The organism is Dietzia maris (assembly GCF_014144855.1).
GTDB lineage: Bacteria > Actinomycetota > Actinomycetes > Mycobacteriales > Mycobacteriaceae > Dietzia > Dietzia kunjamensis.
Map to the genome: position 1 here is coordinate 1 of NZ_JAALDN010000252.1, position 15,453 is coordinate 15,453.

Annotated in this window: 12 protein-coding genes; 3 read left to right on the plus strand and 9 right to left on the minus strand. The window is 71.4% G+C overall.

What is annotated here, in order from left to right:
• The 4 genes from G6024_RS08840 to G6024_RS08855 form a co-directional block, all read right to left on the minus strand.
• A partial coding sequence (locus tag G6024_RS08840; RefSeq protein ID WP_159148513.1) for an AAA family ATPase occupies positions 1 to 775 on the minus strand: 775 nt, incomplete at its 3' end.
• The gene (locus tag G6024_RS08845; protein WP_119191787.1) at positions 772 to 1,959 is read right to left on the minus strand and encodes a metallophosphoesterase family protein; all 1,188 of its coding nucleotides are present in this window, start codon (positions 1,957 to 1,959) and stop codon (positions 772 to 774) included. The genes G6024_RS08840 and G6024_RS08845, both read right to left, overlap by 4 nt.
• Positions 1,960 to 2,009: 50 nt before the next feature.
• The gene (locus tag G6024_RS08850; RefSeq protein WP_154827865.1) at positions 2,010 to 2,765 is read right to left on the minus strand and encodes a hypothetical protein; all 756 of its coding nucleotides are present in this window, start codon (positions 2,763 to 2,765) and stop codon (positions 2,010 to 2,012) included.
• Positions 2,762 to 5,650, minus strand: a complete 2,889-nt coding sequence (locus G6024_RS08855; RefSeq protein WP_235027823.1) for a DEAD/DEAH box helicase — start codon at positions 5,648 to 5,650, stop codon at positions 2,762 to 2,764. Before G6024_RS08855 ends, G6024_RS08850 begins: the two co-directional genes overlap by 4 nt.
• A 158-nt stretch (positions 5,651 to 5,808) precedes the next feature.
• On the opposite strand from G6024_RS08855, the gene G6024_RS08860 reads away from it, so the two are divergent.
• Positions 5,809 to 6,564 (plus strand): HNH endonuclease family protein, encoded by a 756-nt coding sequence (locus G6024_RS08860; protein ID WP_173674748.1) that lies wholly within the window; start codon positions 5,809 to 5,811, stop codon positions 6,562 to 6,564.
• A gap of 9 nt (positions 6,565 to 6,573) precedes the next feature.
• Here G6024_RS08860 and G6024_RS08865 read toward each other — a convergent pair whose 3' ends face one another.
• The 5 genes from G6024_RS08865 to G6024_RS08885 are packed head-to-tail and all read right to left on the minus strand — an operon-like array spanning position 6,574 to position 13,077.
• Positions 6,574 to 8,631 (minus strand): DEAD/DEAH box helicase, encoded by a 2,058-nt coding sequence (locus G6024_RS08865; protein ID WP_159148515.1) that lies wholly within the window; start codon positions 8,629 to 8,631, stop codon positions 6,574 to 6,576.
• A 55-nt stretch (positions 8,632 to 8,686) separates the two neighbouring features.
• On the minus strand, positions 8,687 to 9,922 hold the full coding sequence (locus tag G6024_RS08870; protein ID WP_067718383.1) for an MFS transporter: 1,236 nt from the start codon (positions 9,920 to 9,922) through the stop codon (positions 8,687 to 8,689).
• The gene (locus tag G6024_RS08875; RefSeq protein ID WP_159148516.1) at positions 9,919 to 11,253 is read right to left on the minus strand and encodes a M20/M25/M40 family metallo-hydrolase; all 1,335 of its coding nucleotides are present in this window, start codon (positions 11,251 to 11,253) and stop codon (positions 9,919 to 9,921) included. The genes G6024_RS08870 and G6024_RS08875 overlap by 4 nt, the downstream gene beginning before the upstream one ends.
• Positions 11,250 to 12,446, minus strand: coding sequence for a type III PLP-dependent enzyme domain-containing protein (locus G6024_RS08880; RefSeq protein ID WP_159148517.1), 1,197 nt, complete (start codon positions 12,444 to 12,446; stop codon positions 11,250 to 11,252). Before G6024_RS08880 ends, G6024_RS08875 begins: the two co-directional genes overlap by 4 nt.
• Positions 12,439 to 13,077 (minus strand): TetR/AcrR family transcriptional regulator, encoded by a 639-nt coding sequence (locus G6024_RS08885; RefSeq protein ID WP_067718391.1) that lies wholly within the window; start codon positions 13,075 to 13,077, stop codon positions 12,439 to 12,441. The genes G6024_RS08880 and G6024_RS08885 overlap by 8 nt, the downstream gene beginning before the upstream one ends.
• Positions 13,078 to 13,219: 142 nt before the next feature.
• Here G6024_RS08885 and G6024_RS08890 point away from each other — a divergent pair, with 142 nt between their 5' ends.
• Positions 13,220 to 14,554, plus strand: a complete 1,335-nt coding sequence (locus G6024_RS08890; protein WP_069389882.1) for an FAD-linked oxidoreductase, L-gulonolactone oxidase family — start codon at positions 13,220 to 13,222, stop codon at positions 14,552 to 14,554.
• A gap of 83 nt (positions 14,555 to 14,637) precedes the next feature.
• Entirely contained in the window at positions 14,638 to 15,333 is a 696-nt protein-coding gene (locus G6024_RS08895; RefSeq protein ID WP_159148518.1) for a YbdD/YjiX family protein, read from the plus strand.
• Positions 15,334 to 15,453 lie beyond the last annotated feature (120 nt).

The following is a 15,453-nucleotide window of genomic DNA, read 5'->3' on the forward strand; positions in this document are numbered from 1 at the left end:
CCGCGACTGCCCGGCCCGCGGCCTCGAGACGCCCGACTTCCTTCTCGAGCGTGGCGAGCGAGTCGAGTCGCGCGCGATGGACGGCGGACCGGGCTTCGTGGTCCGCGACCGCCGCGTCGAGTTCCGAGTGCCGGGCCCGTGCCTCGGACAGCGCGGCCCGCGCCTCGATGAGCCGGGACTCCGACCGCGCCAGGTCGCCGGTCGGCTCGCCCCGCCGCGCAGTGAGATAGCGATTGCGTTCCTCGGCGACGCGCTCGACCAGCGAGTCGTCGCCGGTCGGGTCCTCACCGCCCGCCGCGGCGTCCAACGCGCGGCGGAGAGAGTCCATACCCTTGGCCGCGTCGACCTGGCCCAGAGGTTCGTCCTGGGCTATGCGCAGGGCGCGCCACAGTGACCTGTCGACCTGACGGTCCAACAGGTCGCGGACGAAGTCGTGGGCGTCGTCTCCCGCCATCGCCATGCGTGCCGAACCCGGGAACTCGAGGGAGGTGCGTTTGCCGCGGACGAACTCCTTGCGGTAGCGCATCCGTTCGCCGTCGACGGAGAACTCGGCCTCCACCACCACGGGAACGTCCCTGCCGACAGGGCTGGCGGCCTTGATCTCGGCACGCCCGGACGAGGCCTTGTGCTCGAGAAGCATCTCGAGGGCGTCCATGAGGCTGGTCTTCCCCGACTCGTTGGGGCCCTCGATCACCAGCACCCCACGCGGGGGCAGGTCGACCTCCTCGCGCACCACCCCGCGGAAGTCCTCGATCGTCAACCGGTGCAGGATCATCGCGTTCCCCCGTCCACGAGCCGGTACAGCAAGCTCAGGGCGTGCCCGGCGTCCTCGGCGTCCACCCCGCCGGTGGCCGCCATGTCGACGAGGTCCGCGACCGCGCGGCCCGCGTACCCGTCCACGAGATCCGTGAAGTCCGAGTCCTCCGCGCGGACCACGAGGTGGGTGCGTGACTGGCGCAGAAACGCGGAGGCGAACACCGCGTCCCAGGTCTCCAGGAGCGCATCGATCCGCGCGCGCAGGGCCACCCCGACGGTGCCGGTCAGCCCGAGTTTCAACACGGTGCGCGGCTTGTCCTGCACCGCCTCGATCCGCTCGGCGAGGGAGTCGAGGTCCCCGTCCGTATCGATCTCCGCGTCCACCGCCAGGAAGGACCACCGGCCCGTCGCCAGCGGGGTGACCTCGCACGCTCGCCTCTCGCCCGACGGATCTCTCCCACCGAGCTCGACCAGCAGGACGTTGCCGGAGTCCTTCTCCACGTCGTTGAAGTCCGTGGTCTCCGGACTCCCCGAGAACCAGATGCGCCCGCCGGAGCCCACGCGGGTGACCGAGTGCCTGTCCCCGAGCGCCACGTAGTCCAGGCGGCGGGACTCGGTCGCCTCCTCGAGCGAAGCCACGGCGATCGCCTCGACCGACGGGGAGTGCCCGCCGTAGATCTCGTCGGTACCCCCGTGCGCCACGAGGACCCGCACGGAGTCAGTGGGTTCGAGAGACGCCAGAAGCGCCGGTAACCGCGATGGGTCCGGGCGCTTGGACGTCCACGGGACGCCGACCACCTCGACGCCGGGGACGACCTCGACCGGGCCCGAACCGTCGAGGACCACGACGGCCCCGCCCTCGAGCGCCGGGGAGAAGTCCCTGCACCGGAACACCGAGGACACGTCCAGTGGGTCGTGGTTGCCCGGCAGCACCAGCACCGGCACCGGGAACGCGGACAGGGCCTCGACCGCGCGGAGTACCACCGACCGGGGCACCGCGTTGTCCTCGAACACGTCGCCCGCGACCACCACGAACTGTGCCCCGTGTCGCTCCGCCAACCCACCGAGTGCCTCCACGGCCGCGAGCCTGTCCGCCGTGAAGACGGCCTGGGACTCGTCTCCGAGGAACCGCCGGGTCATACCGAGCTGCCAATCGGCTGAGTGGAGGAATCGGATGGCGTCGCCGTCCCGTGGGTTGGTCATGGCCGCATCGTAGGACGCGGGTCCGACAGGCTACGCATCGGCGGCCCGCCTCACCGCGGTCGGTACCGGCCGAACGCGTCGAGGAAGTCCTCGAGGTCCGCCACCACCCGGAGTTGCTCGAGCGCGTCGTTGGTCGCCGCCGCGGCGAGCCTGCGGGTGACGGGCGCGTCCAGCAGGTCCTCGAGACCGGCCGGTCCGGGTGCCGGCGACGACGGCAGGATCGGCTCACCACCCCACAGCGCTTCCTCCACGTCGAAGGACACCTCGTCGTCGTCCCCTCCGCCCCGGAGGACGGCGCCGAGTTGCTCGGGTCGCAGACCCCTGAGCTCGAACAACACCTCCGGCCGGGAGTCCCACCACTCGACCATGATGTAGGCGGCCGCCAGCACGTGTCGGCAGGGGCCGGGTTGCACCGGACAGTGGCAGGTGAACGCGGTTGCCCCGTGCACCGCGGGCAGGAGGAGGAACCCGACGGTGTCGGAGAAGTCCCCGGCCAGGGCGCCGAGCACGCCCCGTTCCTCCCGCCTGAGGGCGGTGCGCAGGGCGTCGGAGTCGGTGTCGTCAAGCGGGGCGAACGTGAACTCCACTGTGAAGGGTTCCGGTCTGCTCCCGTCGACGTCGATCCGGACCGACCGGCCCGAGTGGTGCAGGGAGAGGACCTTGTCCTTGCGGGCGTCCTGTCGGGCCATGTGGGCGTCACCCCGGGAGACCCCGGATTCGATGTCACTCGCCCAGCGTCTGCTCCACATGTGTGCGCCGAACTGCCCGGCCCGGGACCTCGCCCGGATGCCCGCTTCGCCGCTCACGGTTCGTCCCGCCCCACGTCGGTGAACTCGACGAGTGCCGCCAGGTCCGCGTCCGCGAGCTCGGTCAGCGCGCCTGCCAACGGTCCCAGCGTCAACTCCGCGAGGTCCCGCTTGGCTTCGAGGAGTTCGTCGATACGGTCCTCGACCGTGCCCGGTGCGACGAGCGTGCGCACCTGGACCACCCGGGTCTGGCCGATGCGGTGGACCCGGTCGGTGGCCTGGTTCTCCACCGCCGGGTTCCACCAGCGATCCAGGTGTACGACGTGGTTGGCCTCGGTGAGGGTCAGTCCGGTCCCTCCCGCGCGTAGCGACGCGAGCATCACCGGTGGGCCGTGCGATGCCTGGAACTCCTCGACCATCTGAGCCCGTCCGGCCGCGGTGACCCCGCCGTGCAGGAATGGCACGGCGGTGGCGGCCCGACGCTCGAGTAGGGGCAGGATCAGATCGCCGAACGCCCGGTACTGGGTGAACAGCAGCACCTTCTCCCCCGCATCGAGGATCTCGGTGAGGACCTCGTCGAGTGCGGCGAGTTTGCCCGAACGGTGGCGGCCGCCGCGCAGGAGTGCGGACCCGTCCCCGAGGTAGTGGGCGGGGTGGTTGCACACCTGCTTCAGGGCTGTGAGCCCCGAGAGGATGGCGCCCTTGCGGGCGGCCCCCTCGGACTCCTTGACCTGTTCCATCATGTCCTCGACGACCGCCCGGTACAGGGTCGCCTGCTCACGGGTCAGGGGCGAATCGACCCTGATGTGTTGCTTGCCCGGGAGATCGGCGACCACGCGGGGGTCGGATTTGAGGCGGCGCAGCACGAACGGTGCGGCGAGTGCCCGGAGCCTCGATGCCGCGGCCTCGTCGCGGTGGGACTCGATGGGGATCGCGAACCGGGCACGGAAGGTGCTGGCCGAACCCAACATCCCCGGATTGGCGAAGTCCAGGACGGCGCGGAGCTCGTCCAACCGGTTCTCCACCGGTGTCCCGGTCAGCGCGATCCGGTGCTCCGCCGGGATCGAGACGACGGCGCGCGCGACCGAGGTGGAGGGGTTCTTGATGGTCTGGGCCTCGTCGGCGACCAGCCGCCGCCAGGCCACCCGGGCGAGGAGTTCCGCGTCCCGGGACGCCGTCCCGTAGGAGGTCAGCACGAGGTCGGCGGCTCCGAGTAGTGTGGCCGCGTCGTCACCCCGTTCGCGGGCCGGTCCGTGATGGACGTGGATCCGCAGCTCCGGGGCGAACGTCGCCGACTCCCGGGCCCAGGTGGCCACCAGGGTGAGCGGCGCCACGACGAGAGTGGGGCCGGTCCGGCCCGCCGCGTGCTCGGACGCGGTGAGCGCGAGCACCTGCATGGTCTTTCCGAGCCCCATGTCATCGGCCAGCACCGCGCCGACATCGGCGCTGGACAGCGCGGTCAACCACCGCACCCCCTCCAGTTGGTACGGACGGAGCGTGGCGCGGAACCAGGGTGGGAGGTCGACCGGGATCGACGACGACGAGGGGATCCAGTCGATGGTCGTGGGCGCCTCCACCTCGACGCCCTCGCCTTCCTCGGACATCAGGGCGGCGACCAGTGCGGGTGCCGTGACCCGCCCCCCGCGCCGCGCGGCGAGGAAGCGGGCCGCCCGACGCAGTGCACCGGGGTCCGCCCGGACCCATTGTCCGCGGAGCCTGACCAGATCGGACGCGGCGTCGAGGAGCATCTGGGCCTCGGCGGGGTCGAGGGGGACGTCGTTGACGACCATCTCCCAGTTCACGTCCGCCAGCTGATCGAGCCCGAGCCGGCGACCCGAGTCGACGTTCTCGGTGCCCGGCTCCGTGACCGCGACCCGGACGGCGGTCCGCACCCTGGTCCAGGCTCGCGGCAGGAGGATCTCGACACCTCTCCCCCGTAGTGCCTCCACCCCCTCGTCGACCAACTGCACCACCAGGTCGGTGGGCATCATCAGGTCCGGACTGCCGGCGGTGTGGGTGGCACGCCCCAGCGGTGGCCACGACCGGACCGCCCGGTCGACGACGTCGCGCACCGCGTCACCCACGGCCGACGTATCGGGCAGCTCGGTGAAGGGCCGAAGGGAATCGATGCCCGTGCGCACCAGCGTCTCCAGCCGCCACAGGATCTCCCCGGGCGCGGCGTGCCCGGCCCCGCCGTCGGAATCGCCCGGGCCCTCGTCGTCACCGCCGGTCGGCTCGACGATCCGGAACACCACCTCGACGTCCCGTGCCGCCGCCGCCCGTCCGAACTCGCCGATCGCTTCCGCCAACGCCTGGCCCCCGGACGTCACGCCCCCGCCCGTGATCAAGGCCGTGCCCAGGTCGCTCCGGCGATCGCCCGCCAGGGGCGCCAGGGCCATCCGCGCGTGCTGGTCCGCCAGGGCGGCGAGTAGTCGGTCGAGGTCCTCGCGGTTCGCCACCAGCCCGTGGCACCGGGACAGGCTCTCCGCTGCCCACGCCGACACCACGGGTGAGGCGGCGAGAGTCCATGACGCGTCCCATGCGCCCTCCGAACGGCCGAGGACGGGGACGACGTGCCCCGCACGCACGAAGGCGGCCACGCCCGACGAGAGCGCCGCGAGGGCCCGCAGCCCGGATCCGACCCAGTGGTCGGTGGCGTCGACCATCCCGCACAGATCCACCGCCGCGCCGACCGAGACCCGGATCCCCGGCACCGTCGCGGTCCGGACCCGGCCCTCGACCGGGGCACGAACCCCGATCCGGTGCGTCAGCGAGTAGCGCTCCAGGAACCGGATCACCTCCGGCGGGGCTCCGGCCCGGCCCACAGCCGTGACCTCGGCGGCGGGGGCGATCGATACCGGCCTACGCAATCCCGTCTCGCACCACAAGCCGACGACCCCGGACTGCCACACGGCGTGTAGTCGGGGTGCGGCGGTCGGGGTCACGTGCACATGTAAGCACGTGGGTCCGACAGCGGGCCGGCGTGCTCCCCTGAGAGGTACGGGCGAGGCCGCCGTCCACAGGCGCCCACCTGTCCACAGTCCCGCCCTGCCGCCCCCCTCGGCGGGCGGGAGCCGGCGACCCCCCGCGTCAGACTCGATGCGTGAGCCATGATCCCCGTACCCGGAGGCACCTTGCTGGCCGAGTCGTGCCGCCGCCCGCACCCCGGGCGCTCGCCCTGGCCCTCGTCGTGCTCGGCGTGCTCGCCGCCGTGTGGTGGTCCGGCCAACCGCCCCGCTCCGTCCCGGGCAGCCCACCGCGGGACGCGGTGGAGGCACTGCTCGACGCGGTCGAGGTGGTGGAGTCGCGGAACCCCGCTCCCGGGTACGAGCGGGACTGCTCGGGCGCGTCAGGGTGCGTGTTCGGCCCGGCCTGGAGTGACACGACCGGGGCGCCGGGGGCCGGAAACGGGTGCTCCACCCGTCACGATGTCCTGGCCCGCGACCTCGTCGGCGGCACCAGGACACCCGGGGCACGGTGCGAGGTGTCTGGCGGAGTCCTGACCGATCCGTACACCGGCAGGCTCGTCGACGCGGGCACCACGGGGGTGCGCGGCATCCACGTCGACCACGTCTACCCGCTCTCGGCGGCGTGGGACCTGGGGGCGTGGTCGTGGCCGGCCGGGCGCCGTGCCGCGTTCGCCAACGACATCGACCGGAACCTGCTCGCCGTCACAGCGTCGGTCAACACCGGCAAGAGCGACTCGACCCCGGCGGACTGGCTACCCCCGGATCCCGGTCGACACTGCTTCTACGCCTCCCGGTACCTCACCGCGGCCGTCGCCTACGGCCTGCCGGTGACGAGGGCCGACCATGACGCTCTCGCCGGTGCGGTCCGGCGGTGCCCGACCGGCCCGTAGGGCCCGGCGTCAGTGGCGGTCCGGGCCCCCGCCGGAACGCCCGCGGAACCCGCCACCGCGGCGGTCGTCGTCACCGCGGCGGAAGCCCCCACGGTCGTCGCGCTTCTCGTCACGGCCGCCACGCCGGTCACCACGGTCACCTCGGTCGCCACGGTCATCGCGACGGGGTCCGCCGCCACGCGGCTTGCCGCCCCTGTCGTCCCGGAACGACGACGGACGACCCGACGGAGCGCCGGAGTCGGGGCGGATGTCGATCTCGGAACCCCCGACCCGGATTCCCTTCATCGAGTTGAGCTGGTCCGCGGGGAGATCCGCCGGCAGCTCGACGATCGAGTGGTCGAACCGGATCGAGATGCGTCCGATGTCACCGCCCCGGAGCCCGGCCTCGTTGGCCAGGGCGCCCATGATCGAGCCGGGCTTGACGTTGTTCCGCTTACCCACGGCGATCCGGTACTGCCCCATGTTCTTCCCCGACCGCGACGGACGCGGCCCGTCCGAGAAGTCGCGTGCCGGCCGCTCGCGACGGTCGTCCCGGCGCGGCGGGCGCTCGGGCTCCCGCATGAGGAAGTCGTCCGAGTTCCGCGACTGGGTCGCCAGAGCGGCGGCGATGTCGGACATCGAGACCGAGTGCTCGGAGGCGTACTCCTCCACCAGTCGGCGGAAGAGCGCGATGCTCGGGTCCTCGAGGCTCTCGGTGATCGACTGTGCGAACTTGGCCATCCGCATCTCGTTGACGTCGTCCACGCTCGGGAGCTGGATCTCGGTCAACGGTTGGCGGGTGGCCCGCTCGATCTGGGAGAGGAGCCGGCGCTCGCGCGGGGTGACGAAGAGCAGCGCCTCACCGCTCCTACCGGCGCGACCGGTCCGGCCGATCCGGTGGATGTAGGACTCGGTGTCGTGCGGGATGTCGTAGTTGACGACATGGCTGATCCGGGGGACGTCGAGACCTCGGGCGGCCACGTCGGTGGCGACGAGGATGTCCGTGCGACCGTCCTTCAGCGCCTCGATCGTGCGCTCACGCAGGTTCTGCGGGATGTCGCCGTTGATGGGCGCGGCGGAGAACCCCCGTGCACGGAGTCGCTCGGCCAGCTCCTCGGTGGCGGACTTCGTCCGGACGAACAGGATCATCGCGTCGAAGTCCTCGACCTCGAAGATCCTCGTCAGAGCGTCGAGCTTGTCGCGGTGATTGACCAGGACGTAGCGCTGCGTGATGTTCGGCGCGGTCGAGGTCTTGGACGCGACCTTCACCTCGGTCGGATTGGTGAGGTACTTCTGCGAGATCCGCCGGATCGCGGCGGGCATGGTCGCCGAGAACAGGGCCACCTGGGTCGTCTCCGGGGTGTCCGACAGGATCCGCTCGACGTCCTCCTGGAACCCCATCGCGAGCATCTCGTCGGCCTCGTCCAGGACGAGGTGCCGCAGACCCGACAGGTCCAACGTGCCCTTCTTCAGGTGGTCGATCACACGCCCCGGGGTGCCGACGATGATCTGCGCACCGCGTCGCAGCCCCGAGAGCTGGATGCCGTAGGCCTGCCCGCCGTAGATGGGCAAGACGTTCACCTGCGGCATGTTCGCCGAGTACGTGACACAGGCCTCGGCGACCTGGAGGGCGAGCTCTCGGGTCGGCGCCAGGATGAGGGCCTGGGGGCTCTTCACCGCCGGGTCGATCAGCGACAGGATGGGCAGCGCGAACGCGGCGGTCTTACCGGTGCCGGTCTGTGCCAGGCCGACCACGTCACGCCCCTCGAGGACCAGCGGGATCGTCGCGGCCTGGATGGCGGAGGGGACTTCGTAACCCACGTCCCTGACCGCCTGCGCGACCGCGGGGGCCAGCCCCATGTCGGCGAACGTCACCTCGGGCTCGTCCTCACCGCCGGCTGCAGGGGCGGCGGCGCCGGTGCGCGCGGGCGCGGCCGTGTCCGCAGCGCCGTTGTCCGCGGCGCCATTGTTCGCGGCGCCATTGTTCGCGGCGCCGTTGTCCGCGGCGGAGGCTGGTTCGGGATTGCTGGCGTCGGTGTCGACCTCGTCGCCGGCGGTGGCGGTACGGTCCTCGTCGTTGTTCTCCATGAGGTTTTACATTCTACGGCGTCCGGGGGCTGTTGAGCGACACGGCTGCCGCAGGTCACTCCCCCGTGGTCACCGGGTTCGTGGCCTCACGGGTCTCCTCGGCGATGATCCACGGGATCGCGGCCCCCAATAGGAGCACACCGGACACCGCGAACCCCGCCTTGTAGCCCAGCAGGTCCACCACCAGCCCCACCACGACCGGTCCCAGGATCGCTCCGGAGTCGCTGGCCATCTGGAAGGTGGCGAGGACCTTGCCGCCTGCCCGGTCCGCGCCGATCACGTCCGCGACAGCGGCCTGTTGCGACGGGTTGAGGATCCCGGCGCCCATCCCGGCGATGACCGAGGCCGCCACGAGCAACGGCACGGTGTCACACCAGCCCAGGACGAGGGTGGTGACACCGGAGATCACCAGACCCAGGATCACCATCGGACGTCGCCCGTACCTGTCGGACAACCACCCGGCCGCGGAGACCACCGAGGCGGTCCCCACCGCGAACGACGCCAGCGCGGTGCCGGCGATACCGGCGCCGGCATCGAAGTTGGCCGCGGCGAACAGCGGGACGATGGCGACCCGCACACCGAACGAGGTCCACCCGTTGACGAAGCTGGAGATCAGCGCGGCACGGTACCCGCTGTGCCGTAGCGCCTCGGCGACCGGGAGGGGTTCCTGCTCGGGGGACCCGTCGTCGGGTGAGGGCCGTCGGCCCCCGCGGAGGAAGACCGCCACCACGCCGGTCGCCACCAGCAGCGTGCCGGCGTAGACGAAGAACGGGATGCGCATGCCGAAGCCCGCCAACAATCCGCCCAGAACCGGACCGCCGATATTGCCGATGAGGAACGCGGTCGCGTACAGGCCGGCGATCCGTCCCCGGGCGCCGGGCGGGGACAATCTGGTGAGCAGGGCCATCGCGGAGATCGTGAACATCGTCGACCCGAGACCGCCGAGACCGCGGAAGACCAGGAGCTGCCAGTAGTTCTGCGCCAGCCCGGTCGCCAACGTGGAGACCACCACGATGAGGAGACCGGACATGTAGACCCACCGCTCGCCGAGTTTGTCGACGAGGAACCCACCGGCCGGCGCGAACACCAACCTGAAGAACGCGAATGCGCTGACGATGACCGACGCCGCCGTGACCGACACGTCGAAGCTGCGGGCGAACTGCGGCAGCACCGGCGCGACCAGGCCGTAGCCGATCGCCACGGCGAACGCGGCCGCGACGAGGACCCAGACGTCCGCGGGCAGGCGGGTCCGCGCAGACGGCGTCGGATGTCCGGTGAGCGCGCCCCTCACGCGGATCGGAGCACTCGGGCGAGCACGTCGGCACCGAAATGCAGTGCGTCCACCGGTACCCGCTCGTCCACGGCGTGGAAATGGCCGAAGACGTCGAACTCGTCGGGCACGCGCAGTGGGACGAACCCGTAGCCGTCGATCCCGAGCGGGGCCAGATGCTTGTTGTCCGTGCTCGCGGGCAACAGGTACGGCACGACCATGGCATCGGGGTCGGATTGCCTGACGGCCTCGCGGATCACCTCCACGAACGGGGCGTCGGCCGGTGCGGCGATCGGTGGTTCCCAGATCCACTCGACCGTCACGTCGGGGCCGAGCTCCTGCTCGATCTCGGCACGGAACGTGTCCTCACCTCCGGGGAGTACTCTGCAGTCGATCTCCGCGCGTGCCTCGGTGGGGATGACGTTGGTCTTGTACCCGGCGGACAGGACCGTCGGTGAGGCGGTGTGGGACAGCGAGGCGGAGACGAGGGGCCCGAAGTGCCCGAGGACCTCGAGCCGATCCGGCAGTTCGGCGACCTCGCCGCTTCCTCCGGCCAGCCGACCGACCGCCGCGGCCAGCGCGGTGTTTGCCTCGGTCGGCTGCACCGGAAAGTCGAGATCGGCCACGCGATGAACCGCCCCGGCGATCGCGGCGACGGCGTTGTCCCCGGTCGGGCGGGACGCGTGTGCGGCGGTCCCGTGTGCGGTCACCGTGGCCCAGGCGACGCCCTTCTCGGCGACGGCGATCGGGTAGAGGCGGCGGCCGTCGACCGGTACCGACCAGCCCCCGACCTCGCTGAGCGCCTGGGTCATGCCGTCGAAGATCTCGGGCCGCTCCCGGACCACCCACTTGGCACCCATGATCCCCGCGGCCTCCTCATCCGCGAAGAACGCGAGCAGCAGCGGCCGCCGGGGCACGATCCCCTCCCGGCGGTAGTGGCGGACCACCGCGAGCATCATGCCGATCATGTTCTTCATGTCGACGGTGCCTCGACCATAGAGCCAGCCGTCGCGGATCTCACCGTCGAACGGCGGGACGGTCCAGTCCTCGGCGACCGCGGGGACGACGTCGACGTGTCCGTGCACGACCAGTCCGCCCGCGTCCGGGTCGGCTCCCTCGATCCGGGCGAACAGGCTCCCTCGTCCGGGAACAGACTCCACGAGTTCGCTGGAGATGCCGACCTCGTCGAGGTACTCGGCGATCCGGCGGCACACCCTCGTCTCGCCGTCGCCGATCGTCGCGGGGTCACCGGTGTTGGTCGAGTCGATCGACACTAGGTCCGCCGTGATCGCGACGGCCTCGGCATGCATCCGCTCCCGCGCCTGCCCGGACATCTGCTGGGCGTCGGTCATCCGAAACACTTCCCTTCACCACGGTAGGTGGGCCAGCGATCCACCACGACGGGCCCGTCAGCAGTCTCGTCCACCACGTGGAGAGTGTCGAACCGCTCGCACAGTTCCCCCGCCTTCGCGTGACGCCACCATGCGCTCTCGCCGATGGCCACCTGCCCCCGCACGGGCGTCTGGACCTCTCCGGCCCCCTCCCGACCGAGGTATCGCAACCCCGCCGGGGCGGCGGGCACCGGGAGCCGGTCGCGCCCCGGGACGCCGGACGCGACGTATCCCCCGTACAGGAACGTGGTGAGACCACGGGCCGGCGTCCGCACGGCGGGCAGTGCGAACAGCAGCGCCGGCCGCGGGGTGAAGGTCCGATAGGCGTCGAACAGCCCCGGCACGTACAGTCCCGATCCCGCGGTGACCTCGGTGACGGCGGGCGCCCCGGCGCTCTCGGCGACGGACCCGGATCCCCCGGAGTTGATGATCTCCGGCGGTGTCCCGGTGACCGACTCGATCGTGGACGCCACCGCCGGTCGCACATCCCGCAGCCGCCGCATCGAGAGCCGTTTGACGACGCCGATCCCCGGTACGTCATCGGGCACTCCGGCCACCTGTGCCTCGTAGAACATCGCGCCCACCACGCGGAAGCCGGTGGCGACGGCCCGCCGTACCAGCGGCTCGACGTCGTCCGGTCCGCGCAGCGGGGAGCGGCGCACGCCCAGGTGGGCGGGCCCGAGCCGGAGGGAGCAGTCGACGTCGATGCACACCCGCGCCCCGGACGCCCCCGCCTCCCGCGCGATCTCCAGCTGACGCGGATGGTCGACCATGAGTGTCACGCACTCCAGCGCCTGCGGATCTGCTCCGAGGCGTCCCAGGGCCGAGCGGTCGACGGTGGGGTACCCCATCAGGACGTCGTCGCACCCCGATTCCACCAACCACAACGCCTCGTCCAGCGAGTAGGCCATGATTCCGCGGACGGAGTCGTCGCCGCGCAGCCGGTCGCCGAGCACCTCCCGCAGCACGCCTCGGGATCTCACTGACTTGCTCGCCACCCGGATCCTGGTGCCCCCTGCCCGACGGCATAGGTCGTCCACGTTCGCCCGCAGACTCGGCAGGTGCAGAGCGGCGAGGGGCGCGTCGAGGCCCGCGGTCGCGACCCGGAGCGCGTCGACGACCACGGGGAGGCCGTCCGCCTCCCTGCTAGGCACCGTCGACCGGTCGCGCGTCCCGTACGACGAGGTCGACCGCCCGGTGGAGGAGGTCGTTGGCCTCGTCGTCGTTCCGGTAGATCTGCCACCGCAGGCTGATGCCGGTGATGATCGACAGGACGACGCGCACCATGTCGTCGAGGCCCATCGCCCACTGCACGTCGGCGGACTGCGCCGTGCGCTCGAGCACCGAACGCACGATGGCCTCGTTGGATTCCTGCTGGTCGCGGGCCAGGCCGACTTCGGGCAGCCCGTGGGTCCTCAGCGAGTACGACACGATCTCGTAGGTGAGGAGCTGCCGGTCGGGCGATGCGGAGATCACCGCCCAGATCAGGTCGATCGCCTCGTACAGCCGTCGCCGCAGGCCCTCGGTGCCCCGGATCCCGGAATCGAAGTCGACGCTCACGAAGGCCCGGGCGGCCTGGTGGACCTCCGAGTTGACGGCGCCGATGACCTCGCGGAGAAGCTCTTCCTTATCCGTGTAGCAGTAGTGGACGACCCCCAGCGACACGCCCGCCCGTTCGGCCACGCCGCGGACGGTCACCGCACCCAGTCCGTCGTGTTCGGCGATCTCGAGGGCGGCCTGGAGGAGCTGCGCCCGGCGCTGATCGGCAGGAAGTCGTCTGGTCACCCGTCCATGGTACGACGACGAGGTGGACGTGCACACCGTTCACGGCACCCGCTCCCCCGGCGTGCCGGGCGTCCGCCCCCACTCCGGGTCGATGGTCCAGGACCGCCTCCCGCCCCGCCTCGCGCGGGTACCCTCTCCTGCCATGACGACCTCGGTGGCCCCCTGGCAGAACTGGGCCGGCAATGTCCTGGCCTCTCCCTCGGGCCGGTCGCTCCCGACGACCGTTGCCGAGGTGAGCGACGTGGTCACGCGGGCGGCCGAGCGCGGAACCAGGGTCAAGTGTGTCGGCGCGGGCCATTCCTTCACGCCGGCGGCCGCGACGGACGGCGTGCTCGTGTCCCTGGACGACCTGGCCGGCGTGGAATCGATCGTGCCGACCCGTGGTGCTGACGGTCGCGTCGACGGCGCGGACGTGACCGTCTGGGCGGGTACCCGGCTGCACCGACTGGGACCGCTGCTGTGGGAGCTCGGTCTGGCACAGCCGAACCTCGGGGACTTCGCCGAACAGTCCCTCGCCGGGGCGGTGTCGACCGGGACCCACGGCACGGGATGTGCGGCACCGGGCCTGCCCGCCACGGTCGTCGGCCTCCAGCTCGTCACCGCCGACGGTTCCGTTCTCACCTGTTCCCGCGAATCCGACCCCGAGGTGTTCGAGGCGGCCCGCCTCGGGATCGGCGCACTGGGGATCATCACCAAGATGACGGTCCGATGCGTCCCGGCCTTCGCACTGCAGGCCGAGGAGCGTCCGTGGACCCTGACCGCCGCACTGGCGGACCTGGAGGGTTTCGCACGTTCCGCGGACCACGCCGAGTTCTTCTGGTTCCCCCACACCGACGCGATCAACGTCAAACGCAACACCCGGTTGCCCGGGGACGCCGAGCTGCACCCGGTGGGACGCATCCGGGGTCTGATCGGCGACGAACTCCTCTCCAACGAGGTCTTCGACGTGGTGTGCCGAGCCGCGACCCGACGTCCGGCGCTGACCCCCCGGCTCAACCGGGTCGCCTCACGGGCTCTGTCCGCACGGGACTTCACCGACCGGAGCTACCGGGTCTTCGCCTCCCCGCGGCGGGTCCGCTTCCGGGAGATGGAGTACGCCGTGCCCGTCGCGGCGGCGGCCGGGGTGTTGCGCGACCTCCGCGACACCATCGACCGCTCCGGCATCGTCACCCCGTTCCCCGTGGAGGTGCGGTTCGCCGCCGCCGACGACGTGTGGATGTCCACGGCGTACGGACGCGAGGTCTGCTACATCGCCGTGCACCAGTACCACCTGATGGATCACACCGAACTGTTCCGTCTCGCGGAAGGGATCTTCCTCGCCGCCGGCGGGCGACCGCACTGGGGAAAGATGCACACCCGCACCGCGGAGGACCTGTCCGCCATGGTGGACCGCTTCGACGACTTCGTGTCCGTCCGTGACCGTCTCGACCCGGAGCGTGTCTTCGGCAACGACTACACCGAGCGTGTGCTGCCCTGAGCCACCACCCCGCGCGCCTTACGTACGGTGGAGGTTCGAGCCCGGCCCGCCCCCCGCGCCGCCTTGACCTCCAGGAGTGCCCAGTGCCCGATCGAGTGCCCGCTGAATCCGACGTCTCCGGCCCGGCCGCGGGGGTGATCACTGCCGCCCTGCGCCGGGCGATCCGGAGCCAGACCGGTGCCGCCCGTGCCTACGTACGCACACTCCGGGCCCATCACCCCGACGAGAGCCCGGCCCGGATCCGCCAGCGTCTCGACGCGCGGTTCCTGAACACCGTCACCGCGTCCGGTGCGGCCGTGGGTGCCACGGCCGCGGTGCCGGGTCTCGGAACCATCGTCGCCTTCGGCGCGATCGGCGCGGAATCGCTGGTGTTCCTCGAGGCCGCCGCGTTCTACACGCTCGCCGTGGCCGAGGTCCACGGCGTGGACGTCCGCCACGACGAGCACGAGGAACTGCTGGTCATGACAGTCATGTTGGGTGCGTCCGGCACCGCCATCCTGGCCAACGCGGTCAGCTCGTCGGGAGGGGCGGCCACGGGCGGCTCGTTGGCCGGCCGTGCACTCCGGGTACCCGGGCTGAAGGAGATCAACCGTCGGATGATGACCCGCTTCGTCAGGAAGTTCGCCGTGAAGCGGGCAGGGCTCGCCGTGGGCAAACTGGCACCCGCGGGGCTCGGCGCCGCCGTGGGTGGATGGGGCAACCGGAAGCTGGGGCGGACGGTCGTGGAGACCGCTGATGCCGCGTTCGGCACGCCACCGGACTCGTGGCCCGCAACGTGACCCTGCCGTGACGGGCCGGGGGCATCCCCCTGTCAGGTGAGATCGGAGAGCCCGGCTCGGGCAGAAGGTCTAGCCTGGATCCATTGACGTGTGAAACCCACCACAGAACCAGAGAGGCAC

Excerpts from the sequence above, each read along its gene's own strand:
- G6024_RS08845 (WP_119191787.1), bottom strand. The coding sequence starts at position 1,959 with ATGACCAACCCACGGGACGGCGACGCCATCCGATTCCTCCACTCAGCC.
- G6024_RS08865 (WP_159148515.1), bottom strand. The coding sequence starts at position 8,631 with ATGGAGAACAACGACGAGGACCGTACCGCCACCGCCGGCGACGAGGTC.
- G6024_RS08875 (WP_159148516.1), bottom strand. The coding sequence starts at position 11,253 with ATGACCGACGCCCAGCAGATGTCCGGGCAGGCGCGGGAGCGGATGCAT.
- G6024_RS08890 (WP_069389882.1), top strand. The coding sequence starts at position 13,220 with ATGACGACCTCGGTGGCCCCCTGGCAGAACTGGGCCGGCAATGTCCTG.